Raw genomic sequence first — 17,566 nt, 5'->3', positions numbered from 1 at the left:
CGGTCAATTTTGTTAGTAAGATAGATTGAAAATCCTTAAATTAAATGCAGCTTTCTAATTAAAATACCCGAATTAGTTTCACAAAAGGATTGAATATGGGCATAGTACGCATGGGGCCACCAATAGAAATCATCTCCCAACTCAAAGAAGCTTACGGGATTAATAATTTTATTGAAACAGGAACTTATCAAGGCCATACAGCATACTGGGCTAGCCAAGTATTTGAACAAGTTTTTACAATAGAGTATTCTCAAGACCTTTATCAAAAAGTTACTGAAAAATACGGTCATATCACAAACATAGAATTTTTGTACGGTGATAGCAGAAATCTTATTGACAATACAGTATCACAACTTGAAAGTCTAAGTTTATTCTGGCTTGACGCTCATTGGAGCGGAGGGCAAACCTATGGAGAAATCGATGAGTGTCCCTTACTCGCAGAAATCGCAATAATCAACCGCTCCGACTGCGAACACTTTATTTTTATTGATGATGCCCGATTGTTTTTATCTCCTCCACCGCCGCCCCATTCACCTCAACATTGGCCGGATATTAGCGCAGTATTAAATTTGTTGAATTCAGGAAAAAACAGCAGGCATATTGTAATTATTGATGATGTTATTATTGCTGTTCCGGCGCGGGCAAAAGAACTAATTGTTCAGTATTGCCAAGATTTGCTCACAACTTTAGGCAATACAGGCAGCGGCAAACAGGAAGAAAATCATCAAAGCACTGGGGTGTCTACTAATAATATTAATAACGCAGAGTCTATCAACAACTATGAATTAAAAATAATCGAAAATTTTATTGGTTCCGGTAATGTGGTTTTCGATATTGGTGCCAACATAGGTAGCTGGACAAATCAAGTATTAAACATATGCCCCGACGTTCAAATCCATTTGTTTGAGCCAGCACCGCCAATATATCAAACACTTCTACAAAACCTGGCTGAACCGATTAAAAGCGGTCAACTTGTGTTAAACAACTTGGCAATAGCACACCAGCAGGAAATTAGGGAATTTTATTACTACGATAAATTTTCTGGATGGAGTACATTTCACCGCCGATTTGAAATCGAAAAACAATATAATATTCAGTCGCCTAAGCCCTTTGAAATTTTAACAGCTACCCTTGATGATTATGTCCAAACAAGGGGCATAAAGCGAATTAATTTCTTAAAAATTGATACAGAAGGCGGCGAACTAGAAGTTCTTCGCGGAGCAACTAGCCTCTTGCAAAAAGGCAAAGTAGATTATATTCAGTTTGAGTATGGCGGAACATTTGTCGATGCTAACATCACATTAAAACAAGTATTCGAGCATTTACAAAAATTTCGTTACACAATCTTTAAAATACTGCCCAATGCCCTACAACCCTTACTCCAGTTTTTACCAGAATATGAGAATTACGAATATAGCAACTTTTTAGCGGTGAACGAGAGATTCACAGCTTTGATTTTTAGTGAAGCACCAAATATGCTCGATTTGCAGCAGCTTTGCGTAAAACATTCTGTTGTGCCGCGTGGCGTTATTCACATTGGAGCCCACGAAGGCAAGGAAATTGCAAGATACCAAGCAATGGGAGTACAAAGGATACTGTTAATTGAAGCTAACCCTGTTGTATTTGAACGTTTAAAAACGAACATAGCGGGTTTTTTTAACGTGTTAGCCGTGAATTGTGCAATTAGCAATATCAACGGCACAAGCACATTATATGTAACTTCTCTGGATCAAAGCAGTTCGATATTGCCATTGAAGGAGCATCAAAAGATTTATCCGCAAATCAAGGAAGTTGAGCGTGTAGTTGTGGAGTCGAGAAATCTGGATACGCTTTTAGAAGAACTTCAAGTTAATCCCGCCGATTTTAATATTTTAAACATTGATATTCAGGGTGCAGAGCTTTTGGCTTTCCAAGGAGCAACCAATGTTCTCAAACACATAGAAGCAATTAATACGGAAGTTAATTATGAAGAACTCTATGAAGGCTGTGCTTTAATTGACGAAATCGATGAGTTTCTGGAGATATGCGGTTTCGATCGCGTAGCAACTACAACACCGTTCCATCCATCTTGGGGCGATGCGTTTTATGTGAAAAAGCCGGTAATTACAATGTCCACGCTGGGTAGAAACGGACGGTTTGCCAATCAAATATTTCAGTATGCTTTCTTGAAAATCTATGCTAAAGAACATAACTTGAAAGTAGAGACACCAGCTTGGAGCGGTCAATATCTCTTTGGGTGCAATGATTCGCCCATTTCTCAAGAGTTACCGGTAGTTACTGAACCCACCAATAAATTGTCAGCAGCTCGCATTCCTAATGCGAAAGAAATATTTAAAAATGTAAACTTTTGGGGTTACTTTCAATATCACACAAAGTATTACAAACTGCACCAAGAGTATTTCCGCTCCCTGTTCAAACCTGTACGGGACATAGAAACTAAAATGAAGGAAGCGATCGCTCGTCTGCGATCGCGCGGCAAAACCATCGTCGGTTTGCATTTGCGGCGCGGAGACTACGGCTACGAAGATTTTTTTATAGCACCGAGCGAATGGTACAAACAGTGGCTAAAAGGTTTGTGGGAAACCCTTGACGAACCAATACTATTTATTGCCAGCGATGAACCGGAAAAAGTTTTAAGTGATTTTGAGGGGTATAATCCCATCACGACGAAAGATTTAGGTTTGGAGTTACCGGAAGCAGAATTTTATCCCGATTTTTATTTATTGAGCCAGTGCGATATTGTAGCAATTTCCAATAGCTCATTTTCCTTTGCAGCTTGTATGCTCAACGAAAAAGGCAAATTTTTCTTTCGTCCGCACTTGTCTGCCCAAAAAGTCATTCCTTTCGATCCGTGGAATAGCGAACCAATTTTGCGTAATTATATGCCAATTAACTTTTTGACAATAGTCCTCAACGGTCAGCCTTTTATCCGCTACCACATAGAAGTATTTAAACAACTGCCATTCAAGTGGCACTGGCATATTGTTGAGGGTGTAGCTGAGCAAAAACACGATAGTGCTTGGATGGTAAAATTCGGCGGGCAGATTACCGATGAGCTTCACGACAGCGGCCGCAGCAAGGACGGGACAACAGAATACTTAGATGAACTGGCGCAGCTCTATCCAGAGAATGTAACAATTTATCGGAAACCAACGGGAGTTTTCTGGGATGGAAAAGTAGAAATGGTCAATGCACCCTTGGAAAGGATTAATCAGGAGTGTTTGCTGTGGCAAGTAGATGTAGATGAACTGTGGACGGTTGAGCAGATTTGTACTGTCCGGCAGATGTTTACAGATTATCCAGAAAAAACCGCAGCTTACTACTGGTGCTGGTTTTTTGTCGGAGAAAACCTGGCTGTCAGCACGCGCAACTGTTATTCTCAGCACCCCCAGCAGGAATGGTTGCGGACTTGGAGGTATAAACCGGGAGCGAGGTGGAAAAGACATTCACCCCCCAGCTTAGTTGAGCCTTTGGCAGACGGTGAAGTTAGGGATATTGCTACTCTCAATCCTTTCCTTCACGAAGAAACCGAAAAACACGGCTTGGTATTTCAACACTTTGCTTATGTGACACCTGACCAACTGCGCTTTAAGGAACGGTATTACGGTTACAAAAATGCACTGCCAGAATGGATGTCCCTGCAAGCTGCAACAAGTTTTCCCGTGCGCCTAGGCAATTATTTTTCCTGGGTGTCAGACGGGACGCTGGTTAATACCACAGAGGCACTGGGAATAGCACCGATCGCGCGACGAGAAAAGGATAGTAATGAGTGGCATTTCGTGCAGCCAGAAAAGGTGCACAGGCAAACTGCGCTTGCCCAACAGCCTCCCAGGATTATTGTGGACGGCGTGTTTTTCCAGCTTTACAATACGGGAATTGCTCGCGTTTGGCGATCGCTCTTAGAAGAGTGGGTGACACAGGATTTTGCCAAACATATTATTGTGCTCGATCGCGCGGGAACTGCACCAAAAATTCCTGGCATTACTTATTGCCCGGTTCCTGCTTACGACTATGAGAAGACTGATAGCGATCGCGAAATGCTCCAGCAAGTTTGTGAGGAACTAGAAGCTGACTTATTTATCTCAACTTACTACACAACGCCACTATCAACACCTTCTGTCTTTATCGCCTATGACATGACTCCTGAAGTCTTTGAGACAAATCTCGATGAACCCATGTGGCGCGAGAAACATTACGGCATCCGCCACGCATCTGCCTACATTACTATTTCTCACAATACAGCATCAGACTTATTAAAGTTTTTTCCCGATATTGCCCCAGAGTTAGTAACAGTCGCTCATTGCGGAGTTTCCAAAAATTTATCGCCAGCTAGCCCAGAAGAGATAGAGCATTTTAAGATTAAATACAATCTTTCAAAGCCATACTTTATGATGGTGGGTGCGGCAGGCGGTCATAAAAATGCACCATTATTCTTGCAAGCTTTCGCACAACTACCCAATCAACCAGAATTTGATATTGTCTGCACATTTCACAGCGCTTTAACAAAGGATGAATTTGAACCTTACACTTCAGGGAGTACAGTGCATAAGCTTCCCCTCAGCGATGAAGAGTTAAAAGCCGCTTTTTCTGGTGCTGTTGCGCTGGTTTATCCGTCCCAGTATGAAGGCTTTGGCTTGCCGATTTTAGAGGCAATGGCCTGTGGGTGTCCAGTTATTACTTGTCCCAATGCTTCTATACCAGAAGTGGCGGGAGAGGCAGCTTTATATGTTCAGGATGATGATGTTGAGGAGATGACGATCGCACTTATTAATATTCAAAACCCGGAAGTGCGCGAAGCTTTGATAGCTGCCGGAATTGAGCAAGCGAAAAAGTTTTCCTGGTCAAAAATGGCAAAGACGGTTAGCTCAGTTTTGCTCAAAGTATTTCAGGAAAAACAAAGTCTACAAAAAATAAAAGAAACATCCCCCAAAAAATTAATGAAACGAGACTATGTTTCCCCAAAATTTTCCATTATCCAGCCTGATGAATGCTTAGATAATATGATTGTAGTAGATACAAATGTAAACAGAGGTAATCAACAGGATTTGCACAAGGGTGAGATGTTGCGTGTAGATATAGGATGTGGCGATCGCAAACCTGATAATTTTGTGGGAGTAGATGTATGTCCTGGTTTAGGAGTAGACATTGTTGCCGATCTTAATCAGCGGTTTCCCTTTCCAGATAACAGTGTCGATGAACTTAGAGCCTACGACACTATAGAACACTTGGTAGATAGAATTCATACAATGAATGAAATATGGAGAATTTGTAAAGATGGTGCAAAAGTTGATCTTCTAGTTCCTTCTACTGACGGTAGAGGGGCTTTTCAAGACCCTACTCATGTCAGCTTTTGGAATATTAATTCTTTTCTGTACTATTGTATCGATTTTCCTAATTATATAAATCTTTGTAGAAAATATGGATTTAAAGGGGCATTTAAAGCTGTCAGCTTAGAACATGAAGAATCGACGCAAAAAGTTATTCATGTTAAAGCTGAATTAATTGTAGTCAAGAATCAAAATGAGGAGGTAGAACTTAGACGTGAACTGGAAGAAAAACCAGCATATATCGATCCATTTTTATTAGAAGTTGAGAATTATTTAGAGCAGCATAGAACAAAATTAAATGAACCCGATGTAATCCAAAATATAAGTCAATATCGAAAACAGATTGCTGAACGATGGATAAATTGCGCCTCAGATACAATTGAAGAAAGTTATCTAGGATATTTAGGTAAAATACATGGATCGCTTATTGACTGTAGTGTAAAAAATCAAACATTAACACAGGAAGAAAAAACTTTTATTGAGTCTATATCAGCACAGATTCGCAAAGGACACAATGAGCCAAAAGCTATTAATTACCTGTTAGCAGCGATGCTGTACTGTAGTCCTGAGAATTTGCCTTTATCACATAACCTTTCTCCTGTCCCCCAGTGGTTTATAAACGACTATTTAAAATTTCTACTGAATTATTTCCCCTCCTTTCATGAATTGGGAGAAGCCGATAGCTACTATCACTATATGCAAGGATGGGTGGATTATATACACTTCTCTATTTTTGCCAATCAAGATTCCTTGTTTTGGCAAAATGTAGCTAGGAGTTTTTTAGGATTAGCTAACTTCATTCCTGTTTATTTTAGTGAAGCCAATTTGAAAAATATTTATGTAAAGCGAGCGGAGATATTAGAGTATGTACTGAAAATAAACGGGCATGAGATTGATTATATGTTTTTCGATTCATCTGAAAAGTACAGAAAAAAACGAATAGGTATCCTTGCGTCACATTTTACGCCAGCAGCAGAAACATTTGCATCTCTACCAGTTTATGAGTATCTCAGTAGAGATTTTGAAGTTATCTTATACTCTCTTAATAACACGGGGCATCGACTAGAGAAATATTGTCAAAGCTGCGCTAATTTATTTAAGCTCCTACCGAATGATTTAAGGGATCAGGTTAATTTAATTCGCAGTGACGACCTGGATATTTTATTTGTTGCTACAAATATTACTGCCAGAACCAACCAAATTTGCTTACTTTCAATGCACCGACTAGCCAGAGTTCAAGTTACCAGCGTTTCCTCAGTTGTCACAACAGGTATACGTCATATGGATTACTATATATCTGGTAAGTTGACCGATTGGTTTGACAATGCAGAACAACACTATCGGGAGAAGTTGTTAAAACTTGAGGGTTCTGCTCACTGCTTTAGTTATGGATCTGAACAAAATACTGCTACTATAAAAGTAACTCGGGAAATCCTTGGGATAGCTGAATCAGCAGTAGTTTTTATCTCCGGTGCTAACTTGTATAAAATTACTCCTGAGTTGAGTAATACTTGGGTAAAAATAATAGCTGCCGTCCCCAATGCAGTCTTAGTTCTCTACCCATTTGGCCCAAATTGGTCAAGCTCTTATCAGAAGGAAGTATTTAAAACAAATCTCAATAAAACTTTTTCTCAACAGGGTGTAGAGCTAGATAGGTTACTGATTTTAGACCCAGATCCTATACCAAACCGAGATGATATCAAGGAATACTTAAAGCTAGCGGATATATATCTGGATTCATATCCATTTTCAGGAACAACATCTGTGATTGACCCTTTGGAAGTTGGTTTACCTGTAGTAGCTAGACAGGGAACTTGCTTCCGTTCTTCGATGGGAGCAGCACTTGTACAAGAACTTGAAATGCCTGATTTAGTTGTCAGCAGTGAAGAGTCATATATCCAGATGGCGATCGCACTGGGTACAGACAGAGAATTACGCCAGCAAAAAAGTGAACATATCCAGCAAAAAATGCTTAGCAAACCACAATTTCTGGACAGTCGTGCTTACTCTGCTCAAATGGGAGTCTTATTCCACGAACTAATCCGAAAATATCATATAGATGCTCTAGGCAACTACCTGCAATTAAAAGATATTAACCTGATTATTTTCCCCGATTGGAGTCAATCGGAAGAATTAATATCTCAGGATTTAGCGAGTGTTATCGGGGCGATCGTCACTCATCCAGACAAAAGCAAGATGACTCTTTTACTAGACAGCAGTAACATTTCTGAAGAAGATGCTAATCTCGCTATATCAAGCGTGGCAATGAATCTTTTGATGGAAGAAGATTTAGACGTTTCCGACGGGCCAGAAATTTCACTCGTTGGAGAGTTAAGCGATATTCAGTGGGAAGTTCTCATCTCTTGTCTGCATGGGAGAATTATATTGCAAAATGAGAATAGAGATGCGATCGCTAGAGTACAGGCCCAACACATTCCCACTCGTCAACTAGACAGCTTAATTATCAGAAACTCCAGTAAAGAAATCAGTTCTCCTTCTTAAATGTATCCTGCTGTGGGCTATTTCCAAAAAGCCTTACCCCCACTTGCTCATATAATTCTCTAGAAAATGGGTGCAAAAGATTGTAATCTAAAACATTTTTCATAACTAGCAGCAAAAAGCCAGAATCTACCTCCGACGATCGATCCGACTTCAGAAGCTTGATTACGCCCAAAGAATCGAGATCGACTTCTGTATAGTTCCCAATCAGAATAGAGAGGTTAATCAAATGCAACAGGTTATTAATATCTGTGGGATTGATTTCCCGTAGATGCTGGCGGATTGTCCAAGTCATTAAATAGTCACCTAATTGTCCCCGTCGCTCCGCTTCTGTTTGCAGGACTTGGATTAAATCCTTTGTCCAGAGTTCGACTTGTTCGCTATCTCCTCCCCTCATGCCCATCAGCCATGTCGCCTGAGCTTCTATTTCTTGTCCATCTAATAGCAATGCCAACCCCAAGTACCCATAGTTAAACCTATTATCTGGTTCAGCTTTTATAGCCTGTTCGTATAGATTTGCAGCTCCAATGTAATCTCCTTGAATTAAATTTTGATAGGCTTGTTCCTGGATAATTTCTGCTTGAGTCAATCCAGTTTTTTGTAAAGTTTTAAATGGCATCAAAATTTCGACACGTGCCATTAATTTTTCTCGATACGCTTTCAAATGCGCCCGCAGTATTTCTTCTTGCTCCTTTCCTGCGGCATAACGGGATTCTTTTGTAAACTGACCTGATTCTTTGACAAAAACCATATCAACTTGAGATAAAGCTAAGTCGGAAAGTCGATACCCAGGATCGACAATATCGTAGGCTACAAAACCTTGCTCTTTCATAAACTCGATCACAGTGTACATCTTATCAAATCTACTTAATACATATAAAGCAACTTCTACAATTACAAACTCTGTATTTTGAAGAATTTGACTTGCACCTGCTAGGACATCTAGTTCTCTACCATCTACATCAACTTTGATTAAATATGGCCCTTCTAACTGGCGAATCTTACAAACTTCATCCAAAGTAACGGCCGGGATTGTCCTTAGCTCAAAAGTTTCTGAGCTGGCTTCACCCTCCTCTGAGATGTAAGAGTGGATCAAGTTGCTCAAATTCACTTGAAGAGGCACAAGCCCTGCTTTTTTGGAAGCAGCAGCAATTATATAGTCGGCTCTTTCAAGATATTGACAAATTTTTTTGAGATATGGTTCGTTCTCTGCTATGGGTTCGATCAGGAGATATCTTGCTTTTGGAAAAGCTTCATAAATTTCAAATGTGCCTAATCCAGCACCTACGTCAATAACTGTTTCCGGTTCAAAGCCCAACTGCTTTGCATTCCATAATGACCCAAACATTGAAGTTCTAGGAATTGGGTTATTCGTCATAGTAATTTTTTCTTCTGCTATGCTTAGTGGATAATTTAATTGCCAGCTTCAACGTAATTTTGCCACATCTGCTCGTAAGCTTTTTCCATCTCTCGCGTAAATTGCTTACCATTCCACAGCGGAGCAGTTTGTCGTGACTCCCGCAATTTCCAAGATATTTGCTGCCGCAAAACTGGATCTTTTCCTAAACAAATCCCCCACTCTACATATTCTTCATCTGTCCATGAAATCCCCTCAGTTATGCCTGCATTCATCATCATCCCGTAACTGTTGCGAGCTGAAAACTGCTCGCCCACCCGTGTCACCATAGGAATGCACATCCAGAGAGTTTCTAGAGTAGTAGTCGCTCCATTGTAGGGATAAGTATCGAGTACAACATCAGCAATCCCTAAATTCGCTCGGTGAACTGCCTCTGAAGGAGCGTGAGGCAAAAATCGCAAGCGCTCCGCACTCACCCCCTCTGATTCCGCAGTCTGAATAAAAAAGTTTTTTAGCGATTCTTGCTCAGCAAACCATTTAGTGACAAAGTAGCTATTCGGGACTGCTTTAATAATTTGCATTTGCAGCCGAGCTGTGTTGGGATTGTACTTGTATCCCATCTGACTACAGTAGTATATGACGGCATCGCTAGGAATATCCAGCGAATCCCGTCGAACCGTTGGCACTCCCACTTCAAAACCATCTACTGCTACATAAGTTTCAGGCAATCGCCATATTTTTTCCGCATAGTAATCCTGTGCTGATTCCGGTAAAACGTAATTATCTGCAATATAGTAATCAACATTGGGTACGCCAGAAGCATCCCACCCCAGCCAACTAACTTGTATGGGAGCCGGCTTAATTGCCATTACCTCACAGTTAGTATTCATCGTAATGCTATCGAGATCTATCAATATATCTATTTCATCTTCGTAAATCTTTTCAGCAGCTTCAATACCAGAGACACCTAATTTATAAGCTCTATCTGATTTGCTAATATACCATTGCTGAACGGGATCATTTGTCAGTTTTGAGCCAATTAGATAAGCACATATTTCAAAGCGATCGCGGTCGTGATGTTCAAACAGCCACCGCGCCAGCCATCCCACAGAATGGCTACGCAAGCAATAAGATAAATAACCAACTTTATAACGTCTTTTTTGATGGCCTCCCTGAAGCAGGGGCAACGACCGATGGCGACACTTCTCTACTATTGGCTTGGCATAATTTTCAACATTTTCTTGAAAAAGATTACCAATTTGGATGCGAATTTTCCCGGCTTCTTGAGGCCGATCTTCAAAGTAAGGAAAGAAAAATAATGAACTCATCAGGCGAACCGCAGCAGTTGAATCCAGATTAGTCGGATATTCCTCAATGAGCGCCCCCATCATTAATTTGTGTGCTTCAAAGGCTGACCAAGCATCTTCCCAATGACCACCAGCGATCATTAGCCCGCGCAACAGCACGTGATTAGCAAAAATTTTATCTACCAACCGTTCCATCACTGAGGAGCAAATTTTAGCAATTTCTATCCCCTTAGAAAAATTCCCTATATCTTGGTAAAAACCAGCCAGGGCACGCAAAGTTTCTTGGTGTTTAGCTTCTAACTGCAAGGCGAGTTCCACATAACGAGTCGCTAGGTGAAATTGCTTTCCTGAATATGCAATGTCATAAGCAAAGTAAAGTAAATTTTCAATAACAGGTAGAGGTTCTTTAACATATTTAAAACAAGCTTCTGTAAACTCAAATGACGAAGGGTGGAATGGAGCAACATCTAAAACGCTCTTCCATACTGGCAGCAGCAGGTCTGAGTCCACTGCTATAAGAGGCTCTGACTTCAAAAGCTTGATAATCGATCCCAAAGTGTCTGGTTCTTCACCTCTGTAATTTTTCCGCAGGATCGAAAGTCCCACTGAATGCAACAGGTTATTAATATCCCCAGGATTGATTTCTCGGATATGCTGCCGAATCGCCCAAGCTACTTCATAATTTGTCAAATCCAACCGTTGTCGTTCAGCCTCAGCTTCCAGGACTTCTAACAGTTCTGCTGTCCATAATTCAATTTCTTCAGTATCGCCCTCAGCCATTGCCAGTAGCCAAGTTGTTTGAGCTTCTGTTTCTTGTTCTTGCAACAGCAATATCAATCCTAAGTGCCAGTAATAAGACTTCTGGTTTGGTTGCTCTGCAATTGCCTGTTCGTAGAGCATAGCTGCCTGAGCGTAATTTTCTTTAAGCAAGAGTTGCTCGGCTTTCTCCTGCCAATCGGTCGCCAGCGCCAAGAAATTGTCATAACTCATAAACTCAGCCAATAAAAGGAGTTTTCTATATACACTAAAGCGGGCAGCACATAGGGCTAACCCGCTCTTCGGTTTTTTTCCACAAGCATTGCTTGTGTGCTGAACTGTTACTTAGTTACCAGCGTCATACCGTTACAAACAGTGCCGGTGCCCAGAAGAGCAATAGCTGCTGTAGGAGCTCCAGGACCCGTCGTTTCACAAAGGATTGTCTGTGTGCCTGAAGCCCCTGAAGCATCAGGCGCAGTCACTGCTACAGCTCCTGCATATCCCTTCAGCGAAGCAGCGGCAGCCGCATTAGGAGCTGCTACTGAAGTTACTCCCTCCGCACTTGTAGCGCCAATGCTGTATCCATAGTTAGTGGTCTGTGTTTTGAGACCAAGACCCAACAAACTTACATCTGTTGTAAACTTGGTATTTTCTGCGTAATAAGCTTGCATACCCTTGTTGATTGAACTGACGTACTGCTTAGCTTCTGTCTGCTTGGCTTTGTTAGCTTGGCTGAGGAACGAGGGCAAAGCAATAGCGGACAAAATACCGATAATGATGATAACAACCAGCAGTTCAATCAGGGTGAAACCTTGATCCTGTCTTTTTTTGTTGATGTGTTGCAGGAACTTGGCTTTAAATTCAGTCTTCATAAGTCTTTTCTCCGTGAGGGGTGGGATGCTCGATTTCTAACTCTTATATGTAACTTACCCAGTTATCGGCGCTTTAATATCACCCCCAACTATTTTTTTTCTCAACTCCTGGCTTTAAGGCTCCAAAAGCACATACAGAAAGGCTTCCAACCTACTCAACATTTCCTTGACTTCCTCAAAAGCCGTCTGCTCGCTAACAGGCTCTAGGTTAACACCTCTTTGGGAGCGGATCTGGAGCCACTGCTCTACTAGGGACACCACAGACTGCGGCCCATCCCACAGAGGTAGCAAGCAAGCAGCCATTGTACTCTCGATCGCCACCGGCGCTAGAGTTGGTACAATAATATAACGGCTAATCTCAAACGGTGTCTGGCTGTCAATGCAATTAGTCAAGTCTTCCCTAATCTGGGAAGTCCTCAGTTGCGGGTGCAGGTGTACCCGTGCTTCCCGCCATTGAGCTTCCGTCCATTCCGCCACGGGCACAAAATCCTGATCCCGATCGGGATTGCCGCACCAGAAATCAAACAAACGGTGCAGGGGATGCAGCAAGTCAAATAAATGCAGCCGCTCTTCCAGAGAAGCTTCTGGCAGACTCATCGCCAAAAACGCAGGCAAATCATCTGCATTTTTGAACAAATCCATCAAATCCCACCTGCGCCAAGCCACCATATTGATAAACTCTAGATCGGCACCTCTCAACATGGCAAACACTTCAGGAATGGTAGAACCTTTATCACCCACCAATAAATAGTTAGCCATAATCCATGACTCATTCTGCGCGCGATCTGAAGTCCAGGTAAATGCCTTAAGCCCTACTCCATCTTCTAATGCTTCCATAGTCTCCCGGACTATTTCTATCTCCAATTCTCCCGGACTTCCATCCATTAATCCCATTGCTTTGAAAACAGCTTGAGCGCGAAATACTCCGGCTCTACCATTTGCACTGTGCAGGTTGGTGCGGATGATGCCATCGGGAGCCAGAACAGACTTCATCGCCTGCAATCCAGCAATAGCATCGGGCAAGAGATACAGAACTTCGTCAGCATTGATATAGTCAAACTCTAACCCTAAACTTGGTAATTCTTCTATCTTCAAAGCATAAAACTCTGCATTCGCAACTTCATGATATTGCAAACGTTGCTCGGCTAGTTTCACAGATTCTTCTGATAAATCGAGGCCTATTATTTTCGCTCCGGGATTTGCTATAGCTAAAACCAAGGATTTATAACCGGTGCCACATCCCGCATCGAGGATAACTTTACCTTCTGTATTGATGACTTTTCTATTTCTGAAGTAGTAAGCAGTTACCAGATTATGAAGGTAGAGCAATTCACTGTTGTCTTTTGGAGATTGTTCCAGCGGGATTCTGGGATAAGGAGTATTGTCAAATTGCTGGCGAATGTTTTCTATTAACTCTAAATTTTGGTGATCCATTTTCAATTACGCTCAACGCTGGCAAATTACCTTAGTATCTCAGAAAATAGCCGATCGCCCGCCAAGCCGCAACACATACTTGCCATAATAATCTCAATCCCTCATTATACAACCAACCACCACCTCCATGAACAGCAACATTAGCCCCATCCTCAAAGTATTCACCCTCTCCGCCGCCCTTTCCCTGGCCATCAAATACGCAGGGCCCAGCTTATCCATCCCCTCTACCGACCTCAACGCCCTCATCGCCGTCTTTACCCCCAGTATCATCTTAGCTGCCATCCTCGGCTGGCGATCGCGCCAACAGCAGCAGTAGAGACACAATCAAAAAGTGCGATCGATCTACACTAGGTCTAAAGATTATGTTTTTGCCAAAATCTTAATTCCCCGTACACCTATCGCAACCAAACTAAAGGCACTCACCATGATTCAAAGCATAACAGAATTAGTAACATTCAATGAATTCATTGACTGGTATCCTGAAAATTCAGAACACCACTACGAATTGCACAATGGAGAGATTGTTGAGACGCCAAAAGCAACAGGCAAACATTCTAAAGTTGCCGGTTTTACCGCACTGAAAGTCGGAATAGAGATTGAGCGTCTCAATTTGCCCTACTTCATCCCTAAAGAATGCGTCATCAAACCGATGCCCGAGGAATCGGGGTATGAGCCAGATATCATTGTACTCAACGAGCAAACCATTGGAAACGAGCCGCGATGGGAGAAATCATCAATTATCACGATGGGTTCATCAGTGTCCCTAATCGTAGAGGTAACTAGCACTAACTGGGAGGATGATTATGCCCTAAAGCTTGAGGCATACGAATCAATGGGTATTCAGGAATATTGGATTATAGACTATCTAGGATTGGGTGGCAGACGGTTCATCGGCAACCCCAAACAACCTACTTTTTCGGTTTACCAACTAATTGACGGGGAATACCAAGTCAAACTGTTCCGAGGGGGCGAGTGTATTGAGTCCCCAACTTTCCCAGAATTGAAGCTGACAGCGCAGCAGGTGTTCGCAAAAGGGAATTGAGGTGGCTGCTTATGCTAATGTCCGAGTAGGGGTATCCGATTCAAGATGCGATCGCGCGCATCTGCTGTATCTTGATATAAAGGCGATTCATCGCTTCTGGGCTGCAGAGCAATTAGCAAGCAGTAATTCCCCATACTCTATTCCTCAATCTAAAATCTAATATCTAATATCTAAAATCTAATGAAGCTAGGACAATGGATGGGCTTATTAGCCCTCATCGCATCTTGTTACATCCTCTGGCAAATCAGGCAAGCCCTGCTGCTGCTGTTTGCCGCTATCGTCTTAGCCACATCCTTAAACAGACTAGCACGCTACTTGCAAAAATTCCGACTCAAAAGGTCGATCGCCGTACTTTTATCAATTAGCTTTTTAGTCCTGGTTTTGGTAAGCTTGTTCCTGATAATTGTACCGCCCTTTGCCCTACAATTCCAACAATTGACCCAAAAAGCACCTGAAGCAATCGCCAAACTCAACGATTGGGTAGATCAAATCGAAGCTCGCTTCTCGGGACAAATCGATCAGCGGCTGCTGCCCAATCTCGATGTTAACGATATTATGCGACAACTGCAACCCTTGTTCAACCAACTCGTTGGCGGTGCAGGAGCTTTTGTTGGCAACACATTAGGGGTTATCCTCAGCTTTTTGCTAGTCTTAGTTTTGACCTTGATGACCTTAGCAGATCCCCTCTCTTACCGCAAAGCATTTATACAACTATTTCCCTCTTTTTACCGCCGGCGAATCGATGGTATTTTAGATGAATGCGAAATAGCTCTAGGTCGATGGGTTATCGGCGCTCTCATTAGTATGAGCGTGATTGCTTTGTTGAGCTTAATTGGTTTGTCAATTTTACAAGTTCCCCTACCGCTAGCTCACGCTGTAGTAGCAGGATTTCTTAACTTAATTCCCAATATCGGCCCCACGATCAGCGTCATTCCGCCAATGACGATCGCACTTTTAGACTCTCCCTTACAATCTGGTTTAGTTTTAATTCTTTACTTTCTAATTCAACAGTTTGAAAGCAACCTACTCACTCCCTATGTCATGGCACAGCAAGTATCATTGCTGCCAGCAGTAACATTAATTTCTCAAGTATTTTTCGCCACCTTTTTTGGATTTTTAGGACTATTACTTGCCCTCCCCCTCACCGTTGTAGCTCAAGTTTGGATTAGGGAAGTATTAATTAAAGACATCCTCAACCAATGGAACGCGAATCCTCAAACCTTAGCAGCAATCGATTCGGCTATTCACGAAGAATATGAGTCTCTAGGAGTAAAACATCACAGGCAAGAAAGCCTTCCAGAACAAAAAACAGACATCGCAGACCAAGCAGAAAATGACGATACTGTTAATCGATAATTCAGGTTGGTAGTGAGGACTTCAATCATTCTTGATTCTCAGAGTGAGAACTGAATTCCTGACTACAAACTTAGCAACTCGATCGCCATCAATAATTAAGGTTTGATTGTTCGGACTTCAGTTTTTCTTGACTGAGAGCATCTGGGTTTTGCATTTAATAGTGCTGTCCCCGCGAGTTCGCGGTGCAAGACTCGCACAATAAAAAATGCTTTTTTCAATGCCGGAGATGCTCCCTTCTTGATTCGAGATTGAGGACTTAAGTCATGACTACAAATTTAGCAACTCGATCGCCATCAATAAAACAATACGGTTTACTTAAATGAACGGTATTGATCGATAAAACTAAAAACTAAAAACTAAAACTAAAATTATGAGATCGATCGACGAAATCAACGATAAAATCAGCCAAGGCAAAGCGACAGTCTGGACAATCGAAGAACTCAAAAACCGAGTCGAAGAAACCAGCATTAGCCAAGCCGCCAAAGAAGTCGATGTGATTACCGCAGGCACCTTCGAGCCGATGGAATCCTCCGGTGCCATCATCAACCTCGGCCATACCGATCCCCCGATCAAAATCCGCCAGTGCTGGCTGGACGGCGTTTTAGCCTACTCCGGCTTTGGGGCAGTAGACCTGTACTTGGGAGCTACCCAAGTAGCCGAAGACGGCGAAGAATCCCGCGAACGGGGAGGCGGACACGTCATCGAAGACTTAATCGCCGGGAAACCCGTGCAGTTGCGAGCTTTGGGGCAAGTCACAGATTGCTACCCCCGCGCCTCCTTTGAAACCACGATTACCCGCGATACCATCAACCAGTTTTATTTATTCAATCCCCGGAACGCCTATCAAAACTTTATTGTGGGAGTCAACGGGGGCGATCGCCCGCTGTTCACCTACCTCGGCCCCCTGCAACCAAACCTCGGCAACGCAGTCTATTCGAGCCTGGGAGCCATGTCTCCCCTGCTCAACGACCCCCACCTCCAACTCATCGGCATCGGCACCCGCATCTTCCTAGGAGGCGCTCAGGGCTACATCACCTGGGAAGGAACCCAGCACTTCCCGCTGCAAAAACGCCAGCCCAACGGCACCCCCATCGGCCCGGCCGCCACCCTCGCACTCATCGGCGACGCCAAACAGATGAACTCCAAATGGGTGCGCGGCTGCTACTTCAAAAACTACGGCCCATCCCTGATGCTGGGAGTCGGCATCCCTTTTCCAGTCTTAAACGAAACAGTGGTAGCCAACTGTGCAGTCTCCGACAAAAAAATAGTAGCGCCGGTGGTAGATTTCTCTATCCCCCGGCGCGTTCGTCCCACATTCGGTTTAGTCAGCTACGCTCAATTAAAAACTGGTCGAATTCTCATCGAGGGCAAACCGGTGCGGGCGGCCCCCTTGGCGAGTATGTTTCTCTCGCGGCAAGTAGCATTGGAATTGAAGCAGCAAATTGAAGCAGGTCAATTTACCCTCACGGCCCCAGTTGCTCCCCTACCCACCGACAGAGTATTTCTCCCGCAAGATTTGTGGGGCGCCCAAGTCCGGCTGGAATAAAAGATTTTAGATTGGCGATTTGGCGATTTTAGATTAACCAGACGCACTAACCGAAAATCTCAAATCTCAA

General features: G+C 42.8%; 9 protein-coding genes. 5 read left to right on the top strand and 4 right to left on the bottom strand.

All coding sequences use genetic code 11. From position 1 onward, the window contains the following. Positions 1-110: 110 nt before the first annotated feature. Positions 111-7,829 carry an FkbM family methyltransferase gene (locus QUB13_RS11725; RefSeq protein WP_333380807.1) on the top strand — a complete coding sequence of 2,573 codons (7,719 nt, stop codon included), beginning with the start codon at positions 111-113 and terminating at the stop codon, positions 7,827-7,829. Here QUB13_RS11725 and QUB13_RS11720 read toward each other — a convergent pair. The 4 genes from QUB13_RS11720 to QUB13_RS11705 all read right to left on the bottom strand — a co-directional run bounded on the left by QUB13_RS11720 (position 7,813) and on the right by QUB13_RS11705 (position 13,552). After that, positions 7,813-9,204, bottom strand: a complete 1,392-nt coding sequence (locus QUB13_RS11720; RefSeq protein ID WP_333380805.1) for an FkbM family methyltransferase — start codon at positions 9,202-9,204, stop codon at positions 7,813-7,815. The genes QUB13_RS11725 and QUB13_RS11720 overlap by 17 nt on opposite strands. A gap of 35 nt (positions 9,205-9,239) precedes the next feature. Continuing rightward, complete coding sequence (locus QUB13_RS11715; protein ID WP_333380803.1) at positions 9,240-11,480, bottom strand: O-linked N-acetylglucosamine transferase, SPINDLY family protein; 2,241 nt, start codon at positions 11,478-11,480, stop codon at positions 9,240-9,242. Positions 11,481-11,587: 107 nt separating this feature from the next. Beyond that, a complete protein-coding gene (locus QUB13_RS11710; protein WP_333380801.1) occupies positions 11,588-12,118 on the bottom strand; it encodes a type IV pilin-like G/H family protein in 531 nt (176 codons plus the stop codon). 114 nt (positions 12,119-12,232) lie between these two features. Next, positions 12,233-13,552, bottom strand: coding sequence for a class I SAM-dependent methyltransferase (locus tag QUB13_RS11705; protein WP_333380799.1), 1,320 nt, complete (start codon positions 13,550-13,552; stop codon positions 12,233-12,235). Between the two features lie 127 nt (positions 13,553-13,679). On the opposite strand from QUB13_RS11705, the gene QUB13_RS11700 reads away from it, so the two are divergent. From QUB13_RS11700 to QUB13_RS11685, 4 genes are all read left to right on the top strand, one after another. Further along, positions 13,680-13,868 (top strand): hypothetical protein, encoded by a 189-nt coding sequence (locus tag QUB13_RS11700; RefSeq protein WP_194068331.1) that lies wholly within the window; start codon positions 13,680-13,682, stop codon positions 13,866-13,868. A gap of 108 nt (positions 13,869-13,976) precedes the next feature. Beyond that, positions 13,977-14,594: a Uma2 family endonuclease gene (locus QUB13_RS11695; protein ID WP_333380797.1), complete on the top strand. Its 618-nt coding sequence runs from the start codon at positions 13,977-13,979 to the stop codon at positions 14,592-14,594. A gap of 180 nt (positions 14,595-14,774) precedes the next feature. Continuing rightward, positions 14,775-15,950: an AI-2E family transporter gene (locus QUB13_RS11690; protein WP_333380795.1), complete on the top strand. Its 1,176-nt coding sequence runs from the start codon at positions 14,775-14,777 to the stop codon at positions 15,948-15,950. A 370-nt stretch (positions 15,951-16,320) separates the two neighbouring features. Continuing rightward, positions 16,321-17,496 (top strand): homocysteine biosynthesis protein, encoded by a 1,176-nt coding sequence (locus QUB13_RS11685; protein WP_333380794.1) that lies wholly within the window; start codon positions 16,321-16,323, stop codon positions 17,494-17,496. Positions 17,497-17,566 lie beyond the last annotated feature (70 nt).

Source organism: Microcoleus sp. B4-D4, from assembly GCF_036705185.1.
GTDB lineage: Bacteria > Cyanobacteriota > Cyanobacteriia > Cyanobacteriales > Microcoleaceae > Microcoleus.
The sequence above is the reverse complement of the archived record's forward strand: the minus strand, read 5'-3'. Positions and strand labels throughout refer to the sequence as shown.